Genomic DNA, 18,633 nt, shown 5'->3' on the forward strand with positions numbered 1-18,633 from the left:
AGGAGGGGTTTTAAACTATAGCTGTGGCAGGATTAGATATACTAACTTTTAACCGCTTCAACATTGCCGAACGGGCTTGTAAAGCTAGAGTGTCATCTAAAGGAGACAAAGCGATCGCCTCCTGATACTTTAACTGCAAAGCTGTTTTGATCAACCAGTCAGCCACAAAAGGATTTTTAGGTAATAGAGGTCCGTGGGAATAGGTGGCCACCGCATTCTGATAGAATGCTCCTTCAGTACCATCCTCACCGTTATTACCTAAACCATACACCACACGCCCCAGGGCTTCCACCTCACCTAACTGAGTACGTCCCCCGTGATTTTCAAACCCGACTAAATAAGGTTTAGTCCCCGTCATTTCTTCTAACTCTCGCGCCAGACGAGAAGCCGTAACTTCAACTACTAAATTACCAATACACCGTTTAGTATTTTCCCCAGGATGTACAGAAACTAAATCCAGTATTCCCAAACCTTGAATACGTTGACCCAAAGCAGGTTCATAATAATTTCCCAGTAGTTGGGGAGATCCACAGGTAAATACCCCCGGTGTACCATTTTCGATTTTATCACGCATGGCATCAGCTTTCGCTCCTTGCAAATCACGCATGACAATTTCTTGCTGACGGTCCTGTGCGCCCCCACCAACTATAACATCAACATTGTTAATATCAGCAGCCGTGGCATTTTGATCTAGTGCTACCACAGATACATCATACCCCCGCCACTGGGCGCGCCGTTGGATAGTAATCACATTACCGCGATCGCCGTAGGTACTCATCAATTTAGGATATAACCAGCCAATAGTTAATTTTTTAGTCATTGGTCAACAGGTTAATCATAAAACTCTCGATTGCTGATCAAGCATAGCATCAAATGTTTAAGATGCAAATTGCCAACCTGTGAAAATTTAAATATAAGTAAATACAAGTATTAAATATAAGTAAATATAAGTAAATATAAATAATCAAATCCTCTCAACTATAAAACTAATTGCCAAATTAAAAAAATATTTATCAAAATTTCATTTTTTATCCTTAAAAGTCGAGTATGGTAATTAAATGCTGATTTTGATGTTTTATGGAGATTACTTATGCAGGTTATTGAAGCTCCTAACGTTGCCGTCATTGCTAATGAAAATGCCGTTCCCGTTTCTCAACTACCCACCCTATGGCAGGATATAGCAGCAGGAAGAGCAAATGTAGGCATCAAGCAGCCACAAAGTTATGTAGAAATGGCGCAGTTATTCCAATATAAACTAGCCCTGGGTGATGTAGACTTATTTAGTGAATGTCCGGAATTATCTGGTTTTAAGTCGGCATTTTGTCAGTTATTCGGACAACTAGGTTATGAAACCTTAGAATTTTATGGACATGACTTCTTAGTTGATAGCTATCCAAATTTTACCCAACTCCTGGAAGATGTAGAATCACAGGGAAAAAAATATGCCGATGCTGTCAAAGTAGCACACATTGGCTTAGAACTGTTTCAGGAATTTGGCTATGAACTACCCGCTAGTTTTTATCATGTACACCTAGCGCCAATTTATCGAGATCATATATTTGAAGAACGGGCTTTACGCTTTGACAAAAGAGATATAGTCCACAAACGGGCTTGGGATGCTGTGTTACATGGGGGAAAAGTATTTGCTATCCAAATGAAAGTACAAAGCATAGCTTCTCAATACGGTTTTACTTATCATCATGGTTGCGGTTGCAATTCTCATTTATCTTCTATTGATACATCCCATGGTGAATTTAGCTATGAATTAACCGCCGAAAAATATCAACGCTGGATCAGAAGTTTTATCTGGACTGCTTGGTATGAATATGCCTTCTTTCCCATTGTCCCCAATACCAGCTATTTAGTGTGATTATCCTCAAAGTGGTGTTGCTACCTAGGAATTAACTTAAAATAGCATCATTGGTGATTGGGTAGGTAGGAGATATGACAGTTTCCCTCAACTGTCATGTTCGGTCATGTTCGCTTGATTACTTATGATTACAGCCGAATCACCCCGTCCTCACCGCTTGCGGTGAGGGGTGTTTTGGATTTTGGATTTTATCATGTTTAATTTGCAGAAAATTCACTCAATTTTGCCCTGAGTTTCTTGTAAATGACTCAATAACCAATTGGCTGCGGTTGCTCTACGAGTTTGTCGAGGTCCAAACTCACCGATTTTATAACCCTTAAAACCTAATTTTTCCTTAAGTATTTGTTTATTTTCCTGAGAAATAGAACGGGTTAATTTCATAGTGGCCGGGCGACTAGCAATAAAATCAGGTGGTTCTGGGTACTCCTCTTGCCATTCCGGTCTGACTTGGCTATTATCCCATTTGCCCGTTACGGAGTCATGGCGATAGCCTAAATAATGCCATACTAACCGATGAACTGTATCATCATCAATTTGCTCATTGATAATTGCCCAGATTGTTTCTGTATTTAATGGTGGCAAGTTAGACATAAGGCATTAATAATTTACAATCCACTTAAATTGTATCCTAGATAGACTGCGAATACAGAATATATAAAAAAACTCTACCTAAACCTACACTTCTGCACCCCTGCGCCTGTAACGTGATCCAATCAATCAGCAGTAAAGCAATTGACACTCCCCATATATTTTTCTGCTTTAGGTAAATATGGCGGGTTTTCCTCATGATTGCCATTGCTATCAGAGTAGAAGTACTCCAACCCTACATCAATGCCAATTTTTAAAGAACCAACGACGGGGTTTTAAACCAATTTTTAGATAAAATTGGATAATCCAAAATCCAAAAATCTAAATTACTACTCGATGCAATAGCTGATCCTCAAATAAGCTCTCAATCAATGTCCTTCGGGTGAGTATGTGGATTACCTCACAAGATACATTAATTAATACAATTATCGGGGACTCACACAAAACCATGAGTGCAAATGTCACTATTTCTCAAAATCCTTTACTCAAAGGTTCTGGCTTACCTCCTTTCCAGGATATTCAACCAGAGCAAGTAGTACCAGCCTTCCAAGAGTTATTAACAGAACTTGACCAACAGATCACCAACTTAGAGGCTAATATCCAGCCCACATGGAGCGGTTTATTAGAACCACTAGAAAAGCTGACAGAACCGCTAAACTGGAGTTGGGGTATAGTGAGCCATTTAATGGGTGTGAAGAATAGCCCAGAACTACGGGCAGCTTATGAAACTGTACAACCCCAAGTAGTACAATTCTTTAACCAGCTTGGTCAAAGCCAACCTGTTTACCACGCTCTCCAGGAACTCCGGGCTAGTGACAACTGGGACACTTTAGAACCAGCCCAGCAGCGAATTGTGGAGGCAGCCATCAGAGATGCTAAACTTTCCGGTGTGGGGTTACAAGGAGAGGCAAAAGAGCGTTTTAACGCCATTCAAATGGAACTAGCGGAATTGTCCACCAAGTTCTCTAACCATGTCCTTGATGCCACCACAGCCTATAGCTTAACCTTGACCACACCAGCAGAAATTGAGGGGTTACCTCATAGCTTACTCAGTTTAGCAGCACAAGCAGCCCGTGCCGCAGGGGTAGAAAACGCCTCCCCAGAAAATGGCCCGTGGCGCATCACTTTAGACTTTCCCAGCTATGTGCCATTCATGCAGCACAGCGCCCGCAGGGACCTACGGGAAAAACTATACAAAGCCCACATAACCCGCGCCTCATCGGGAGATTTAAATAATCAACCCCTGATTGAGCGTATTTTAGAATTACGGCAAGAACTAGCCACCTTACTCGGGTTTGAAAATTATGCTGAATTGAGTTTAGCCAGTAAAATGGCTCCCAATGTAGCCGCAGTAGAAGCGTTACTAGAAGAACTACGTCAAGCCAGTTATCATGCAGCTGTGCAAGACCTAGAACAACTCAAAGCCTTTGCCGCATCCAAACAAGCACCAGAGGCGGACAACTTACAACACTGGGACACCAGTTTTTGGGCAGAACGGCAACGAGAAGAAAAATTTGCCTTTACTGCTGAAGAACTACGTCCTTACTTTCCCTTACCCCAAGTGTTAGATGGCTTATTTGCACTTGTCAATCGTTTGTTTAACATCACCGTCACCCCCGCCGATGGTCAAGCCCCGGTGTGGCATGAAGAAGTGCGTTATTTCCAAATTACCGATGACAACGGCACTCCCCTTGCCTACTTTTACCTAGACCCATACAGCCGTCCAGCCGAAAAACGGGGCGGTGCTTGGATGGATACTTGTATTAATCGCCGCAAAATCGCTGAGAATGGTCTCACCGCCGTTCGTTTACCTGTAGCATATTTAGTATGTAACCAGAGTCCCCCAGTAGACGGCAACCCCAGTTTAATGACCTTTGATGAAGTAGAAACATTATTTCACGAATTTGGTCATGGACTACATCATATGCTCACCAAAGTAGATTACACCGCAGCAGCAGGCATTAACAATGTAGAATGGGATGCGGTAGAACTACCCAGTCAGTTCATGGAAAACTGGTGTTATGAGCGCCCCACCTTGTTTGGTATGGCCAGACATTATCAAACTGGTGAACCCCTACCAGAGCATTATTATCAAAAACTCCTAGCGGCACGCAACTACATGAGTGGTAGTGCAATGTTGCGTCAAATTCACTTTAGCCAAGTGGATTTAGAATTGCACTGTCGTTATCGCCCCGGTGGTGATGAAACTGCCGCCGATGTGCGTCATCGCCTAGCCAAAACCACCACAGTTTTACCCCCATTACCAGAAGACGCTTTTTTATGCGCCTTTGGGCATATCTTCGCTGGTGGTTATGCCGCAGGTTATTACAGTTACAAATGGGCTGAGGTACTTAGCGCTGATGCTTTTGCCGCTTTTGAAGAAGTCGGTTTAGAAAATGAAGCAGCCATACAAGCCACGGGTAAACGTTACCGAGATACAGTCTTAGCTTTGGGTGGTAGTCACCATCCCATGAAGGTGTTTGTATCTTTCCGAGGTCGTCAACCCAGCACAGTTTCTTTACTTAAGCACACTGGTTTATTATCCACCGCGGCGTAAGGGAGACAGAACATAGGTTTAGCAGGGTGGGGTGATTCCGGTTTAATTAATCACATCAGTTGCGGGCAGTATGCCCGCAATACAAGATTTTGATCATTTATTTGACATCTCCCCCGGTTAAAACACAGGGGATTCTAAAATCCTATAAACTTTCCATGATTAAAAAAAATAAATATTGATTAAAAATCATAACTAAAATAATAATTCATAAACTTATTTAAGCTAAATTTAGAATATGCTTAATCATTGCCACCTAGTTTAAAAGTTAGTTAATAAAGTGCAGAAAAACTCAATATTAATTAACTATTTGCCATTTGCCGCCTGACTAGGTGATTGATCAAGAGGTTGAAACATTCAACTAAAGCAAGTAATAAGAGTAAACGAGTAAACACCAAAGCAACTTTAACGGCGAGAAGTAACAATGATTCAAAAAATTCTGTTAGCGGTTTCTGGGTTGGGTCACGCAGAAGAAATGCTCAAAAGCTTAAAAGAAATGCCATCAATCCAATCTGCAAAAGTTACAGTTTTGCATGTTGTCACTCCCCAAAGTACTGCTGCTGCCATGACAGAAAAATGGGAAGAGGGTGGTAAAATTCTAGCTAATGCTATTGTGTCTCTAAATTTAGACCCTAGTATTGTGTCTTCAATTTTGCGCCAAGGAGACCCTAAAGATGTTGTTTGCCAAGTAGCAGATGAAATAGATGCAGACTTAATTATTATGGGTTCACGGGGACTCAAGCGTTTGCAATCAATTTTATCTAACTCCGTTAGTCAGTATGTTTTCCAGCTTTCTTCTCGCCCCATGTTGCTGGTGAAGGATGATATTTATGTCAAGAGAATTAAGCGGGTTATGGTCGCCATGGATAACTCCGACTCCGCTAAAAAATGCTTAAGTTTGGCACTGTTTCTTTTAAGAGACACCCAAGGCAGTCAGTTATTTTTAACTCATATTACTACAGATTCCCGTGGCAAAACCGCTAAAGGTACAGAAACTAACCCAGAAAAAGATTACATCTTAGCTCAATCCGTTGCCGAAGCCCACAAATACGGTATCAACGCTCGTTGTGTCACTGGTATCGGCAAACCAGGTGAAGAAATCTGCCGTTTAGCAGAAGAGTTAAATACAGACTTATTATTACTGGGCTCTCCAGACCGTCGCCCATCGGTGGCTAAGAGTTTTGTGGATATAGACAGACTTATTGGCGCTTCTTTGTCTGACTATGTTCGAGTGAATGCAACTTGTCCTGTGTTGTTGGCACGCACTGCCAGTTAAGCACTCACCCATTTAATTTGTGTAATCTTCGTACTGGGCGTAACCATAGTGTGCCTGCACTACCTGTAGCATTTCTTATGATAAAGGTGTTGTAGTGCAGGTATCTGGTTCCCATAAAAATGTACCTCACTTGGGCAAAAGTCGCCATATCTAATAAATTGAGGTTTGCAGGTGTTCAATAAAAAACCCTGCACCAATGGTGTAGGGGTTGTTTATGTTATTTACCAATCTTAAGAATCTTTTCCACCTTCACGGCTAGCAGTTTGGATGTAAAGAACTATTAAAAACACTGCGGGAACTAAAACGAACAGAATGCTCGCTACAAACCCTAGGTCATTCACTTGCATAGCAAGAAAACCTCTCTTTGATTTTGTTTTTTATTGACATACTCACCTACTTAGAAGTTCGGTGATTCTTGACGCTTCACTGCAACTTGCTACCTAAGTAGTCTGACAGTTGCTCCCCGTCCGTTTAAAGTCGTGCCGATGCCCCATGCCGACTTCTTCCGTATTATAACACAATAAAAAGCCGTTCTAGAAGGACATTTTAGGCAACAATTTTAGAATAACATGATCCCTGCCAGTCCTAGCTCAATTTTTTCCGAGGGAGAAGTTAGGGTTTAGTTATCACACTTACTGGACCATTGACTAGGGTTTGACAAGCTAGGCGATAATTATCAGGCTTTTTCTTAAATTTACGTTGCTCTACATCAGTACGGGGAGAAAGATGTTCTATTCCTTCCACTATCTCCACAATACAGGTAGCGCATTGACCATTGCCACCACAATTAGTCAACTTACCTATGATTTTGTATATATCAATGCCATTTTGCATGGCTTTGATCCGCAGATTAGCTCCATCAGCAGCTATTACTTCTTTATTTTCTTTGACAAATTTAATGTTACCCATAAGTGATTCATACTTCCTTGAGTTTGGTACAGTTTCCGTACACTATACTACTTAATTTTGGGGACTTGTTACAAAATATTAAGAAATATCAAGTTTGACAGGAAATTGCTAAAAAAATAGGACAGGTATATTACCTGTCCCCAGAATTGGTGATCAGTTAGCTTACCTGAAGCCAACAGCTGCTTGCCATACAAAAGCCAGCAACAAGAAGAAGACGGGAATAACTGGGAGAACATCCACCAAAGGATCTAGAATTTGGTAAGCTTCAGGCAATTTTGCTAATAACAATGCTGCTTCCATGTTGGTTTAAATCCACCTATCTAACATAGACTTCATAATTGAGATGTATCTTAACACGGTTTAGGCAGTCTTGAATTTAATACTCAACATTTTCTACTGTGAGCCAGTGGGCAAATTCTTGGGTAAAGCGATCGCTGAATATAGCTTTACGAATCTGTTGGGTAAAGCGAATCAATTCGGTAATGTTGTGAATACTCAATAATGTGTAAGCTAAAATTTCCTGCGATCGCACCAAATGAGATATATAAGCGCGGCTAAAGTTTTGACAAGCATAACAAGGACACGCCGCATCTAACGGTGTATGGTCTTCACGGAACTTAGCATTTTTTAAATTCCAACGTTCACCTTGAACAATTGCCGTACCATGTCTAGCCCACCGGGTGGGAATAACACAATCAAATAAATCTACACCAGAAGCGATGGCAATTGCCATTTCCCGATAAGTACCCACACCCATTAAATAACGAGGTTTTTCCGGTGGTAACAGTGGGGCTGTAGTCCGGACGATTTCAGCCATCAGTTGAGGGGGTTCACCCACACTCACACCACCGATAGCATATCCTGGTAAATCCAACTTAGCTAAACTTTGGGCAGCTTCAGCGCGTAAATCCAGATACACTCCGCCCTGAACAATACCGAATAAAGCTTGATCTTGGCGTTCATGAGATATCATACAGCGTTCCAGCCAGTGATAAGTCCTCTCAGTAGCCAGTTGTACCTCTTGGCGACTAGCTGGGTAAGGGGGACATTCATCAAAAGCCATAATCACATCAGCCCCCAAAGTATTTTGGATTTCTATAGAGCGTTCTGGCGTTAAGTGAATAATTTGCCCATCATGGGGAGACCGAAAAGTTACACCTTCTGAGGATATTTTCCGCATTTCGCTCAAACTGAACACCTGAAAACCACCGGAATCAGTGAGCATTGGGCCATCCCAACCCATAAATTTATGTAATCCACCACCACCAGCCACAATCCTTTCCCCTGGTTGTAAATGCAGATGATAAGTATTGGATAAAATCATTTGCGCCCCAGTATTTCTTAGCTGGTCTGGCGTAACAGTCTTCACATTTGCCAGAGTTCCCACAGGCATAAATCTTGGCGTTTCCACAGGACCATGAGGAGTGATAAATATACCAGCCCTGGCTTTGGTCTGGCTACATTGAGCCAGGGATTGAAAAGAAAAATTGGCACTCAAGGTAAAATTAATGCTATTACGTTAAATGTATTGACAAAAAACTCAAAAACCAACAAGCCATCACCAACTTTCACAATCATCATCAATTTCTGCATCCCATTTAGCAGATAAGACCTGCTCCATCATCGCTTCCAGAGCGCTGAAATTGAAATTGCGCTCCTTTCGCTCTTGTAAAGGAGTGGAAAGAGGAATCAGGCGTAAACACATATCTTCTTGCCACAAATCAAAGTAAGTTTGTTGTTGGGGGGACTGTTTTAGTTCCAGGTAATCAAAACTATAAACATTCAAGTACAGAGCCGAGTTAGCAACTAAGGTAGACCGTTGAGGATTGATAAACACTTCCATCACATCGCCTTCACCCTCGCTCTGTAATTTCCCTTCCTGGGTGTATATATAGCGGACTCGACCTAAATCCGCCATTAATCGCTGCATATCAACCTTATTGACAATTATACCCGTGTTCACAATACACGGAGCTGGTATTCTGGTGTTGGGTAGATGATGGCTCATAGGAAAACAAGAGATAAGTAAAGGTAAGGTACAACATAGCTAAAAATAAATTGAACAGCCCATTGTCCCCCTACATTTTCAAAAATATCAATTTTGCAGGGATCTCCTCTAATCAAGTCTAAACTAACTTAAGAGTTAAAGAATCCAAAATTTTGCCTCTGGTAGTTTAAGTTCCTGATTTAAGGTTATCTTATTTTCAGTTAAAAAATCTCCGACTGCTGCTACCAAAATTATTTATACTGACTAAAGTAATGTCTCAGCCCCAGTGGTGGAAAAAATTAGTTTTTAATTTATATGCTAGTATTATATTTTATACTTCTATTCCTCTACCCTACATAAACGAGCTAGACTTCCGCACAGTGGCATATTTTGCCCCCTTAGTGGGGCTAATGATAGGCGGAATTTTAGGGCTTGGTGATGCCGCTATGAACTATCTGGGAATGCCAGTGATAATTCGTAGCGCTTTAATAGTGGTTACTTGGATTGTTATTACTGGAGGATTGCATTTAGATGGAGCAATGGATACTGCCGATGGTTTAGCGGTCACTAACCCAGAAAGACGATTAGAGGTAATGACAGATAGTGCTACAGGTGCTTTTGGTGCCATGACAGCCATCGCCCTCATACTACTAAAAACCACAGCTTTAATAGATATTGAACAACACCGTGGGCTAGTGCTGATGGCGGCTTGTGGATGGGGACGCTGGGGACAACAACTGGCCATCGCTCGATATCCCTACTTAAAACCCACGGGTAAAGGCGCATTTCATAAACAAGCCATTCGTTCATACAAAGACCTATTACCGGGACTATTGTTGTTACTTAGTCTTAGTGCTGTAATGACATTATTAAACGGTCAAGATTTATTTTTTGCCCTCAGTATGATATTAACTGGAAGTGCCATGGCCACCCTAACCGGGGTATGGTTCCATCATCAACTAGGGGGACACACAGGAGATACTTATGGCGCGGTGGTTGAATGGACAGAAGCCTTATTTCTCTGTGTACTCACCATTTTTTAACCAGTAGGCTCTAGTAGCGTTCCCTGTTCCCTACTTAACTGCTTGTAGTTTTGTCACGTTAAGTTTAAACACCCCAACCCCAGTTTCTCCAAAAGACCGGACACGTATAATGTAATTTCCTGTTTCATTAATGCGGGTAAACAGTAAGGAATTGCTAGTACCATCAGGACCATCATCATTTTCAGCCACTGTTGATCCATTGGGTGCTAATAGTGTAATTATGGTGTCGAAACTCTCAGAAGTTAAGTCAATCACCAACTTATCACCCTTATTCAGCTTGATCATATAATCACGCCCAAAGCCGCCCTGACCTGTGGGAATATCTTGAACTGAGAGGGTATCTGACAGTTCCGTACTGGGAATTAAAGGAATTGGACTATACAATTTATTTTCCGCAAATCCTACCCTGGTATTTATGCCCACTAGCAATAAGGTGGTAGGAATAGTCATGATGAATCTGCAACCCACCACAAAAGCCTTTCTGTTCATTATTAGAAAATGTTTCCCCAAAAATAGAATGATCGATTAATTATAGATTTCTCAAAAATCACTTGCCATCAACTTTTAGGATATTTTCCTTTCACGCCGGTAGTAACAGCAACTAAGCCTAAAACGGCAATACCATTTTGATTGAGTATTTGCACAGCAGACCTGGCTGTGGCACCAGTAGTATAAATATCATCAACTAATAACACTGGGACATGGCGATGGCGTAATTTTTCCCCAACAGCAAATGCTTCAGCTAAGTTACTTTCTCGTTCAGATGCTGATAAACCAAACTGTGCTTTAGTGTCTTGCACTCGTTTTAAACCATTTACCCACAATTTTAAACCCGTGGTGGCACAAAAACTTTCAGCTATCAGTGCAGCTTGGTTATAACCCCGTTTTTTTTGCTTATTGGGGTGGAGTGGGATAGGAACAGCTAAAGGTTGTGGTTGGCACTGAGATACATTTGATAACAACCATGCTTCTCCTAACCATTGTCCCAAAGGTCGGGCGATTTGGGGGTGATTTTCGTATTTCATCATGGCGATCGCTTGTTTGACAACACCACCATAAATTCCCCAGGCGAATACTGGTATTGCTTCTTGCCATAGAGCCGCCGGGTCTTGGTGCTGACATTTTTTGAGTTGCTGAGTACAGTTAGGGCAAAACTCACCAGATGTCGGTCTTTGGCATAAAAGACAATTTGATTGCAGAAATAGATTGAGAAAGTTATCAAAACTTCGTTTCCAGATGAGCATTTGATGATTAGGGGTGAAAAGTCGGTAAATAATCCCCTTTAACTTTTAATTATCCCGCAAAAATTTCACATACACGCGATCGCATCGAGGAGTTTCCACCCCTGTGGCCAATTGATAACCATTGCCTTCATATAACTTAACAGCTTCCACCAACACACTGGCGGTTTCAATCCAAATTTCCTCAAAACCACGGTGAGCGATAGCTGTTTCTAGTTGTTGTAACAAATATTTACCTAATCCTAAACCCCTGACACTGGATAAAAGATACATTTTGCGGATTTCCACAGCTTTGTTACCGCGTTGAATTGGGTAGTAAGCCCCCGTACCTACTATCTGATTTTGGTGTTCAATCACCCAAAATTCACCTCCCCTGTGTAAATAAAACTCTTCCACTTGCAGTACATCTTTGTCTGCCCCTTTGGGTTCCCAACCCAGTCCGTATTCTGATAATACATAATTAATTACGGAAGCCGCTCTGGTGCGATCGCTTATCTCCCAGTTACGAATCAAAAAATCTCGATAATAATTCTTCATAAAACCTCACAGATGTGTAGTGTTGGGAGGGGAAAACCCCCATACCTCGAATCCTGGGAATGATTACTACTACTTACGGATCAGGTAGGCACAGAAAAATTTTCTGGATCTATATTCCAATGTACCCAGTTAATAGCTTTTGTGGGAAACTTAATCAACAGGGCAACTCTGAAGAAAGAAAGCTGAAGCCAATATGGCAACTAAGAAACGCTTAAGTGATGTACACCAAGAGCAAAGAAAAATCAAGTATTGAACCTAAATACATAAAAACTGGTGTAACTTTAAATATTAAACAGATAACACTTCCATACATCTAAACATTTAAGATTAATGTCACAGTTTTACTTTGATACAGAAAACAACGGTCATAATAAGTTTGAGTTACCGGGGGCTAGACCCCACTATAACCCCGACCGCCCTGGACAAGTGGAGCATATTTGCCTTGATTTGTCCTTGGATATTCCTCACCAAAGTTACCAGGGTGTTTGCAGCATTCGCCTGTTACCCATTCGCTCTGGCATTGACCATTTGACCTTAGATGCTGTTAACCTCAATATCCAATCTGTAACAGTAGACGAAATCTCCCAGAACTTCGAGTATGACAGACAACAGCTAGTAATTCATCTGTCTCAACCCACACAAATTGGTCAACATTTACTCATCGCCATCACTTACTCAGCAGAAAAACCCCAACGCGGTCTCTACTTTATTCAACCAGACCAACACTACCCTAACAAGCCGATTCAGGTATGGACACAAGGAGAAGACGAAGACTCTCGTTTCTGGTTTCCCTGCTTCGACTATCCAGGACAACTTTCTACCTCGGAAATTCGTGTCCGGGTTCCCAAAGATTTAATAGCAATTTCCAACGGCGAACTGATTGACACGCAAAAAGATGGTAATCAAAAAATCTACCATTGGTCACAGCAGCAAATTCATCCCACCTACTTAATGACTTTAGCCGTGGGGGACTTTGCCGAAATTCAAGATCAATGGCAAGGTAAAGCCGTCATCTACTACGTAGACAAGAGTAGAAAGGACGATGCTAAACGCAGCATGGGCAAAACGCCGCGCATGATGGAATTTTTAAGCGAAAAGTATGGTTATGCTTATCCTTTCCCTAAATATGCCCAAGTTTGTGTTGATGATTTCATCTTTGGGGGGATGGAAAATACTTCTACAACCCTGCTAACAGATAGATGTTTACTCGATGAACGGGCCGCTTTAGACAATCGCAACACAGAAAGTTTAGTTGTTCACGAATTAGCCCACCAGTGGTTTGGTGATTTAGTAGTCATTAAACATTGGTCTCATGCTTGGATCAAGGAAGGTATGGCTTCCTATTCTGAGGTAATGTGGACAGAACATGAATATGGACAGCAAGAAGCAGCATACTACCGAATCATAGAGGCTAGGAGTTACTTAGACGAAGATAGCAACCGCTACCGCCGCCCCATGGTAACTCATGTTTACCGAGAAGCCATCGAACTTTATGACCGCCATATCTACGAAAAAGGCTCTTGTGTTTATCACATGATTCGGGCAGAACTAGGAGAAGATTTATTTTGGTCAGCAATTCAAACCTTTGTCCAAGATCATGCTCATCGAACAGTAGAAACAATAGACCTACTGCGGACAATTGAAAAAGCCACCGGGCGTAATTTAACATTTCTCTTCGACCAGTACGTTTACCGGGGCGGTCATCCTGATTTTCAAGTGGCTTACTCCTGGGATGGTGAGGCTAATTTGGCAAAAGTGACTGTAACTCAAACCCAGGCTAGCAAAAATGATAGTAAGGATTTGTTTAACCTGAAAATCCCCATTGGTTTTGGCTACACCCAACCAGATAACCAAGTAGAAGTGAAAAATTTTACAGTGCGGGTGAAAGAACAGGAACAGAGTTTTTACTTTCCCCTAGCAGAAAAGCCCCAATTTGTGAGCTTTGATGTAGGTAATAATTTCCTGAAAACGGTCACCTTGGAATATCCACTACCAGAGTTGAAAGCACAGTTAGAATTTGACCCTGACCCTATTTCCCGGATTTATGCAGCGGAAACCTTAGCCAAAAAAGGTACTTTAGAAGCTACCATGGCTTTGTCAAATGCACTGAAAAATGATTCATTTTGGGGTGTGCGGGTGGAAGCAGCCAAACAACTGGCAAAAATTAATTTAAATCAAGCTTTTGATGGCTTAGTTGCTGGATTACAAGATCCAATCCCCTATGTGCGGCGTTCGGTGCTAGAAGCCCTGGGAACAATCAAAACCCATGAGAGTTACAAAGTTGTCAAAAACTTGCTTAAAAATGGTGATCCTAGCTACTACGTGGAAGCAGCAGCTAGTCGGGCTTTGGGGTCAATCGCATCGGTGAATTTCACAGAAAAACCCAAAGAAGAAAAAGTGATCAAGCTGCTACAGTCAGTTTTAACAGAAAAAGCCGGTTGGAATGAAGTTGTGCGGAGTGGTGCAGTGGCGGGTTTAGCTGAACTGAAAACCTCAGAAGCGGCTTTAAATCTGCTGCTGGAATACACCCAACCAGGGTTACCACAACCATTGCGTCTAGCCACCATTCGGGCTTTAGGTAAAATTTCTGTGGGTCAAAGTCCGGTAAACTTAGAGCGGATATTAGACAAGCTATCAGAACTGGCTAAAGAAACCTTCTTTTTAACTCAAGTGGCTGTGGTGACAGCTTTGGGACAGATGGAAACTCCCAAAGCTATAGGGATTTTGCGATCGCTGGCTGATCAAACAGCAGATGGGCGTGTGCGTCGCTATGCAGAAGAAGAAATTACTAAAGTGCAAAAAAATGTGGGGACAGACAACACACTGCGCCAGCTGCGGGAGGAACTAGACCAACTCAAACAACAAAATCAAGAACTGAAAAGTCGTTTAGAAGTTTTGGAAGCAAAATCTAGTCATTAGGAGGGAACAGGGGTTGGGGAATGGTTAAACATTTCTCCCCATCCTCAATTCCATAAAATTTGTACTTTTATGAAGTATAATTAAGGAAAAGATAAAAATACACCATTAAAGGTTTTGCTTTTACTGAGACGAAAAGTATTACGTGTTTCTACACGAGTAGGTTTTGTCAAACGGTAGGCTTTATAAAGTTGATCAGTTTTTAACAACTTTTAAGAACAGTATCGAATTCCCAGTTGGAGAGGTATGTAAAGGCGTGGGTCAGTATCAACCTGGTCAGTTCAAACGCTACAGTCCTGAAGCGATCGCTAGTCACTATCGTTATCGTCCCTGGCTGGCGTGGGGGCGACTAATACAAATTATCTGGTCTTTTGCTAGATTTATTTTCGGTCTCAAGTGGGACGAGTGGCAAGATAAAGTTGAGCAACACAAAAGCAAGCGGGCTATCCAATTACGAGAAACCCTGACTAAACTTGGTCCAACATTTATTAAAGTAGGTCAAGCCCTGTCCACCCGTCCAGACTTGGTGAGAAAAGACTTCCTAGAAGAACTAGTCAAGCTGCAAGACCAGTTACCACCATTTGACAATGCGATCGCCTATCAAATTATTGAAACCGAGTTAGAGCGACCAATTTCTCAAGTTTTTAGTACTTTGTCAGCCAAACCAGTGGCTGCGGCTAGTTTAGGTCAAGTTTATCGTGGTCGTTTAGTCACAGGGGAAGAAGTAGCCGTAAAGGTACAACGCCCCAACCTGCGCCCGGTGATCACCCTTGACCTGTATCTAATGCGCTGGATGGCTAGTTGGTTAGCACCTTGGCTACCTCTCAATCTCGGTCACGATCTCACTTTAATTGTGGACGAGTTTGGTAGCAAGTTATTTGAGGAAATTGATTACATCAATGAAGGGCGTAACGCGGAGAAATTTGCCGCCAACTTCCGCAATGATCCGCGAGTCAAAGTGCCGGCGATTTACTGGAAATACACCAAAACCCATGTTTTAACTCTGGAATGGATTAACGGATTTAAACTCACCGACACTACCAAGGTTAAACAAGCTGGTTTAGACCCAGAGGAAATCATCCAGATAGGTGTAACTTCCGGACTACAACAATTATTAGAACATGGTTTTTTCCATGCTGACCCCCATCCTGGCAATTTGTTTGCCATGGCTGATGGACGTATGGCCTACATTGATTTTGGCATGATGGATCAGCTAGAGGAAACCACCAAAGAAACTCTAGTAGATGCCCTAGTGCATCTGGTGAACAAAGATTACACCGACTTGGCAGTAGATTTTGTCGCTTTAGGTTTTCTGACTCCAGACACAAATATTTGCCCAATTATCCCAGCATTAGAAACAGTGTTGGGAGATGCCATTGGCAAAAATGTCCAGGACTTTAATTTTAAAACCATAACTGATGAATTTTCGGAATTGATGTATGAATATCCCTTCCGAGTTCCTGCCAAGTTTGCCTTGATTATTCGTTCTCTGGTGACTCAAGAAGGTATCGCCCTTAGTCTTAACCCCAATTTTAAAATTGTGGAGGTGGGTTATCCCTACATAGCAAGACGCTTATTAACTGGTGAATCTCCCGAATTAAGGCGACGACTACTGAACGTGTTGTTTAAAGACAATAAATTTAAGTGGGAACGCTTAGAAAACCTGATCCAAATTGCTCGTACTGACCGCAGCTTTGATGTCTTACCTACAGCACAAATGGGCTTACAATATCTGCTCTCTGAGGAAGGTAAATTTCTCCGTCGTCAGTTAGTATTGGCACTCACTGAAGATGACCGTCTTCACACAGAAGAAGTTCAACGCCTCTGGGATTTGGTGAAAGAGGACATTAAACCGAATCGTTTGTTAGACGTAGCCATTGGTATGTTGAGAGATTTATCCAGGGAAGGCGTAACAGCAGTTATTCCCAAATTAGCATCATCGGTTCCAAAACAGTAAAAATATTTGGAGTTTTCATGTACTATTACCCGACACAACCACCTTATTTTCTCCTCTTGATTGGTTTTTTAATCGCATTAACTTCTGGTCTGGCTTTATCTGGAACCCTTAAAGTAATAGTGCAGCAATGGCCAAAAGATGGTGCGGAAAAACCTCAATCTTCTTCGTCATTAAAGCAGTTATTTGTCCCTTTTTTGGGAATTACCGCCGGCGTGTCTCTATTTCTTTCATCAGGTTTAGAAATATTTGGTTTTCCTTCTATATTGGCTTTAGGTGTTGGGTTACCGCTTAGTTTTCTCACCTGTTTACTGGTTTGGCTACAATTGGGCAGTCTGCTCACCTTTGCCCAACGCCAAGGAATGCAGGCTTTAGATTTCGATTCTTAAGGCCTTTATTTTCCCCGGCTGGTGTCTGAGTTATGAGATAATAGGTTTTTCATACTTTGATCCAACATATGAGGTATTGGCAGAGAGGGGTGGCAGAGTGGCTAATGACCAAACTACAGTAAGCCTAGAACAAATTGAACCACAGGATTTTTCTTGGCCCTTCTGGTGGGCATTGCCACTCTATCCCTATGGTAAGCGGCGGACAATTCGCCAAGAAGTAGTTAAAGACACAATATGGACTTTTGACCAAATCCAAGGCATTTTCTACGTGGTTGTGCCAATTCGCATGACTGTAGTTAAATTAGAGTCAGAAGGTCTTTTAGTATATGCTCCCGTTGCACCCACTCCAGAATGTATCAGACTGGTTAAGGAGTTAGAGGAGAAACACGGAGAAGTTAAATATATTATTTTACCGACTATCTCAGGTTTAGAACACAAAGTTTTTGTTGGACCATTTGCTAGATATTTTAGCCAAGCACAAATTTTTGTCACCCCTCATCAATGGAGTTTTCCCTTAAATCTTCCCCTCAGCTGGTTGGGTCTACCTGGTAAACGTACTTATGTACTACCAGAAGATATCAGCAAAACTCCATTTGCTGATGAATTTGACTACTCCATTCTTGGACCTATTGAGTTGGGTCCGGGAAAATTTGCCGAAGTGGCATTTTTTCACAAGCGATCGCACACTCTATTAGTAACAGATACAGTAGTATCAGTACCAGCAGATCCCCCAGCCATCGTAGAACTAGACCCCTACCCTTTATTATTCCATGCCAAAGACAGAGCATCCGATATAATTACAGATAATCAAGCAAATCGCCGTAAGGGATGGCAGCGCCTTTGTTTATTTGCCTTGTATTTTCGTCCCAGCGCCCTAGAAGTTATACCTTGGGGTTACGTGTTGCGAGAGGCTATTAAAGCCCCAAATCGCTCACCCAAAGCGTATTTTGGCTTATTCCCCTTTAAATGGCAATCCCATTGGCAGCGCTCATTCCATATCCTCCAAGGAGAGGGGCGTTTGTTTGTAGCACCAATTTTGCAGACACTCATACTCAACCGCGCACCGCAACAAACTATTGACTGGGCCCAGAAAGTAGCCAAGTGGGACTTTGAGTGGATTATTCCTTGTCACTTTGACGCACCAATCAAAGCACAACCAAATCAGTTTCGTCAAGCATTCTCCTTCCTAGAAAAGCATCCTTTAGTCAGTGGGGGTTTACCAGAGGAGGATTTTCAACTACTCAGAGAAATTGACCATGGTTTAAAAACAACTGGTATTGTTCCCCCTCCCCAGGATAAAGTATAATTTGCAACTATAATAACAAGCGCTGATCAAAGTAGTGATGGCTGCGGAACAGTTGAGAAGAAT

The 18,633-nt window shown here is 42.0% G+C and carries 18 protein-coding genes; 8 read left to right on the forward strand and 10 right to left on the reverse strand.

What is annotated here, in order from left to right; all coding sequences use genetic code 11:
* Window positions 1–10 precede the first annotated feature (10 nt).
* The gene (locus NWP17_RS03450; protein WP_280653515.1) at window positions 11–820 is read right to left on the reverse strand and encodes a type 1 glutamine amidotransferase; all 810 of its coding nucleotides are present in this window, start codon (window positions 818–820) and stop codon (window positions 11–13) included.
* 270 nt (window positions 821–1,090) lie between these two features.
* On the opposite strand from NWP17_RS03450, the gene NWP17_RS03455 reads away from it, so the two are divergent.
* Complete coding sequence (locus NWP17_RS03455) at window positions 1,091–1,870, forward strand: hypothetical protein (protein WP_280653516.1); 780 nt, start codon at window positions 1,091–1,093, stop codon at window positions 1,868–1,870.
* Window positions 1,871–2,083: 213 nt separating this feature from the next.
* Here NWP17_RS03455 and NWP17_RS03460 read toward each other — a convergent pair whose 3' ends face one another.
* Window positions 2,084–2,461: a DUF1823 family protein gene (locus tag NWP17_RS03460; RefSeq protein ID WP_280653517.1), complete on the reverse strand. Its 378-nt coding sequence runs from the start codon at window positions 2,459–2,461 to the stop codon at window positions 2,084–2,086.
* 445 nt (window positions 2,462–2,906) lie between these two features.
* On the opposite strand from NWP17_RS03460, the gene NWP17_RS03465 reads away from it, so the two are divergent.
* Both NWP17_RS03465 and NWP17_RS03470 read left to right on the forward strand, forming a co-directional pair.
* On the forward strand, window positions 2,907–5,015 hold the full coding sequence (locus NWP17_RS03465; protein WP_280653543.1) for a M3 family metallopeptidase: 2,109 nt from the start codon (window positions 2,907–2,909) through the stop codon (window positions 5,013–5,015).
* Window positions 5,016–5,436: 421 nt separating this feature from the next.
* On the forward strand, window positions 5,437–6,288 hold the full coding sequence (locus NWP17_RS03470) for a universal stress protein (protein WP_280653518.1): 852 nt from the start codon (window positions 5,437–5,439) through the stop codon (window positions 6,286–6,288).
* A gap of 230 nt (window positions 6,289–6,518) precedes the next feature.
* Here the strand turns inward: NWP17_RS03470 and psbM are convergent, their stop codons facing one another.
* From psbM to NWP17_RS03495, 5 genes are all read right to left on the reverse strand, one after another.
* Entirely contained in the window at window positions 6,519–6,635 is a 117-nt protein-coding gene (gene psbM, locus NWP17_RS03475) for a photosystem II reaction center protein PsbM (protein WP_280653519.1), read from the reverse strand.
* 265 nt (window positions 6,636–6,900) lie between these two features.
* A complete protein-coding gene (locus NWP17_RS03480) occupies window positions 6,901–7,197 on the reverse strand; it encodes a 2Fe-2S iron-sulfur cluster-binding protein (protein WP_280653520.1) in 297 nt (98 codons plus the stop codon).
* A gap of 162 nt (window positions 7,198–7,359) precedes the next feature.
* Window positions 7,360–7,497 carry a photosystem II reaction center protein K gene (locus NWP17_RS03485; protein ID WP_066378894.1) on the reverse strand — a complete coding sequence of 46 codons (138 nt, stop codon included), beginning with the start codon at window positions 7,495–7,497 and terminating at the stop codon, window positions 7,360–7,362.
* Between the two features lie 76 nt (window positions 7,498–7,573).
* Window positions 7,574–8,695 (reverse strand): tRNA guanosine(34) transglycosylase Tgt, encoded by a 1,122-nt coding sequence (gene tgt, locus NWP17_RS03490; protein ID WP_280653521.1) that lies wholly within the window; start codon window positions 8,693–8,695, stop codon window positions 7,574–7,576.
* Between the two features lie 60 nt (window positions 8,696–8,755).
* Window positions 8,756–9,205: a hypothetical protein gene (locus NWP17_RS03495; protein ID WP_280653522.1), complete on the reverse strand. Its 450-nt coding sequence runs from the start codon at window positions 9,203–9,205 to the stop codon at window positions 8,756–8,758.
* 251 nt (window positions 9,206–9,456) lie between these two features.
* Between NWP17_RS03495 and cobS the strand changes: the two genes are divergently transcribed.
* A complete protein-coding gene (gene cobS, locus NWP17_RS03500) occupies window positions 9,457–10,227 on the forward strand; it encodes an adenosylcobinamide-GDP ribazoletransferase (protein ID WP_280653523.1) in 771 nt (256 codons plus the stop codon).
* Window positions 10,228–10,257: 30 nt separating this feature from the next.
* Here cobS and NWP17_RS03505 read toward each other — a convergent pair whose 3' ends face one another.
* The 3 genes from NWP17_RS03505 to NWP17_RS03515 all read right to left on the reverse strand — a co-directional run bounded on the left by NWP17_RS03505 (window position 10,258) and on the right by NWP17_RS03515 (window position 12,005).
* Window positions 10,258–10,716, reverse strand: a complete 459-nt coding sequence (locus NWP17_RS03505) for a PPC domain-containing protein (RefSeq protein ID WP_280653524.1) — start codon at window positions 10,714–10,716, stop codon at window positions 10,258–10,260.
* Window positions 10,717–10,784: 68 nt separating this feature from the next.
* Complete coding sequence (locus tag NWP17_RS03510) at window positions 10,785–11,471, reverse strand: ComF family protein (RefSeq protein ID WP_280653525.1); 687 nt, start codon at window positions 11,469–11,471, stop codon at window positions 10,785–10,787.
* 45 nt (window positions 11,472–11,516) lie between these two features.
* Window positions 11,517–12,005 carry a GNAT family N-acetyltransferase gene (locus tag NWP17_RS03515; protein WP_280653526.1) on the reverse strand — a complete coding sequence of 163 codons (489 nt, stop codon included), beginning with the start codon at window positions 12,003–12,005 and terminating at the stop codon, window positions 11,517–11,519.
* A gap of 330 nt (window positions 12,006–12,335) precedes the next feature.
* On the opposite strand from NWP17_RS03515, the gene NWP17_RS03520 reads away from it, so the two are divergent.
* From NWP17_RS03520 to NWP17_RS03535, 4 genes are all read left to right on the forward strand, one after another.
* Complete coding sequence (locus tag NWP17_RS03520; RefSeq protein WP_280653527.1) at window positions 12,336–14,924, forward strand: DUF3458 domain-containing protein; 2,589 nt, start codon at window positions 12,336–12,338, stop codon at window positions 14,922–14,924.
* Between the two features lie 253 nt (window positions 14,925–15,177).
* Window positions 15,178–16,878, forward strand: coding sequence for an ABC1 kinase family protein (locus tag NWP17_RS03525; RefSeq protein ID WP_280653528.1), 1,701 nt, complete (start codon window positions 15,178–15,180; stop codon window positions 16,876–16,878).
* 17 nt (window positions 16,879–16,895) lie between these two features.
* On the forward strand, window positions 16,896–17,264 hold the full coding sequence (locus NWP17_RS03530; protein WP_280653529.1) for a hypothetical protein: 369 nt from the start codon (window positions 16,896–16,898) through the stop codon (window positions 17,262–17,264).
* 97 nt (window positions 17,265–17,361) lie between these two features.
* Complete coding sequence (locus tag NWP17_RS03535) at window positions 17,362–18,570, forward strand: DUF4336 domain-containing protein (RefSeq protein ID WP_280653530.1); 1,209 nt, start codon at window positions 17,362–17,364, stop codon at window positions 18,568–18,570.
* The last annotated feature ends 63 nt before the right edge of the window (window positions 18,571–18,633 follow it).

The organism is Chrysosporum bergii ANA360D, from assembly GCF_029891735.1.
Lineage (GTDB): Bacteria > Cyanobacteriota > Cyanobacteriia > Cyanobacteriales > Nostocaceae > Umezakia > Umezakia bergii.

Coding starts and splice junctions, on each gene's coding strand:
- NWP17_RS03450 (WP_280653515.1), bottom strand. CDS start 820: ATGACTAAAAAATTAACTATTGGCTGGTTATATCCTAAATTGATGAGT.
- NWP17_RS03455 (WP_280653516.1), top strand. CDS start 1,091: ATGCAGGTTATTGAAGCTCCTAACGTTGCCGTCATTGCTAATGAAAAT.
- NWP17_RS03460 (WP_280653517.1), bottom strand. CDS start 2,461: ATGTCTAACTTGCCACCATTAAATACAGAAACAATCTGGGCAATTATC.
- NWP17_RS03465 (WP_280653543.1), top strand. CDS start 2,907: ATGAGTGCAAATGTCACTATTTCTCAAAATCCTTTACTCAAAGGTTCT.
- NWP17_RS03470 (WP_280653518.1), top strand. CDS start 5,437: ATGATTCAAAAAATTCTGTTAGCGGTTTCTGGGTTGGGTCACGCAGAA.
- psbM (WP_280653519.1), bottom strand. CDS start 6,635: ATGCAAGTGAATGACCTAGGGTTTGTAGCGAGCATTCTGTTCGTTTTA.
- NWP17_RS03480 (WP_280653520.1), bottom strand. CDS start 7,197: ATGGGTAACATTAAATTTGTCAAAGAAAATAAAGAAGTAATAGCTGCT.
- NWP17_RS03485 (WP_066378894.1), bottom strand. CDS start 7,497: ATGGAAGCAGCATTGTTATTAGCAAAATTGCCTGAAGCTTACCAAATT.
- NWP17_RS03495 (WP_280653522.1), bottom strand. CDS start 9,205: ATGAGCCATCATCTACCCAACACCAGAATACCAGCTCCGTGTATTGTG.
- cobS (WP_280653523.1), top strand. CDS start 9,457: ATGTCTCAGCCCCAGTGGTGGAAAAAATTAGTTTTTAATTTATATGCT.
- NWP17_RS03505 (WP_280653524.1), bottom strand. CDS start 10,716: ATGAACAGAAAGGCTTTTGTGGTGGGTTGCAGATTCATCATGACTATT.
- NWP17_RS03510 (WP_280653525.1), bottom strand. CDS start 11,471: ATGCTCATCTGGAAACGAAGTTTTGATAACTTTCTCAATCTATTTCTG.
- NWP17_RS03515 (WP_280653526.1), bottom strand. CDS start 12,005: ATGAAGAATTATTATCGAGATTTTTTGATTCGTAACTGGGAGATAAGC.
- NWP17_RS03520 (WP_280653527.1), top strand. CDS start 12,336: ATGTCACAGTTTTACTTTGATACAGAAAACAACGGTCATAATAAGTTT.
- NWP17_RS03530 (WP_280653529.1), top strand. CDS start 16,896: ATGTACTATTACCCGACACAACCACCTTATTTTCTCCTCTTGATTGGT.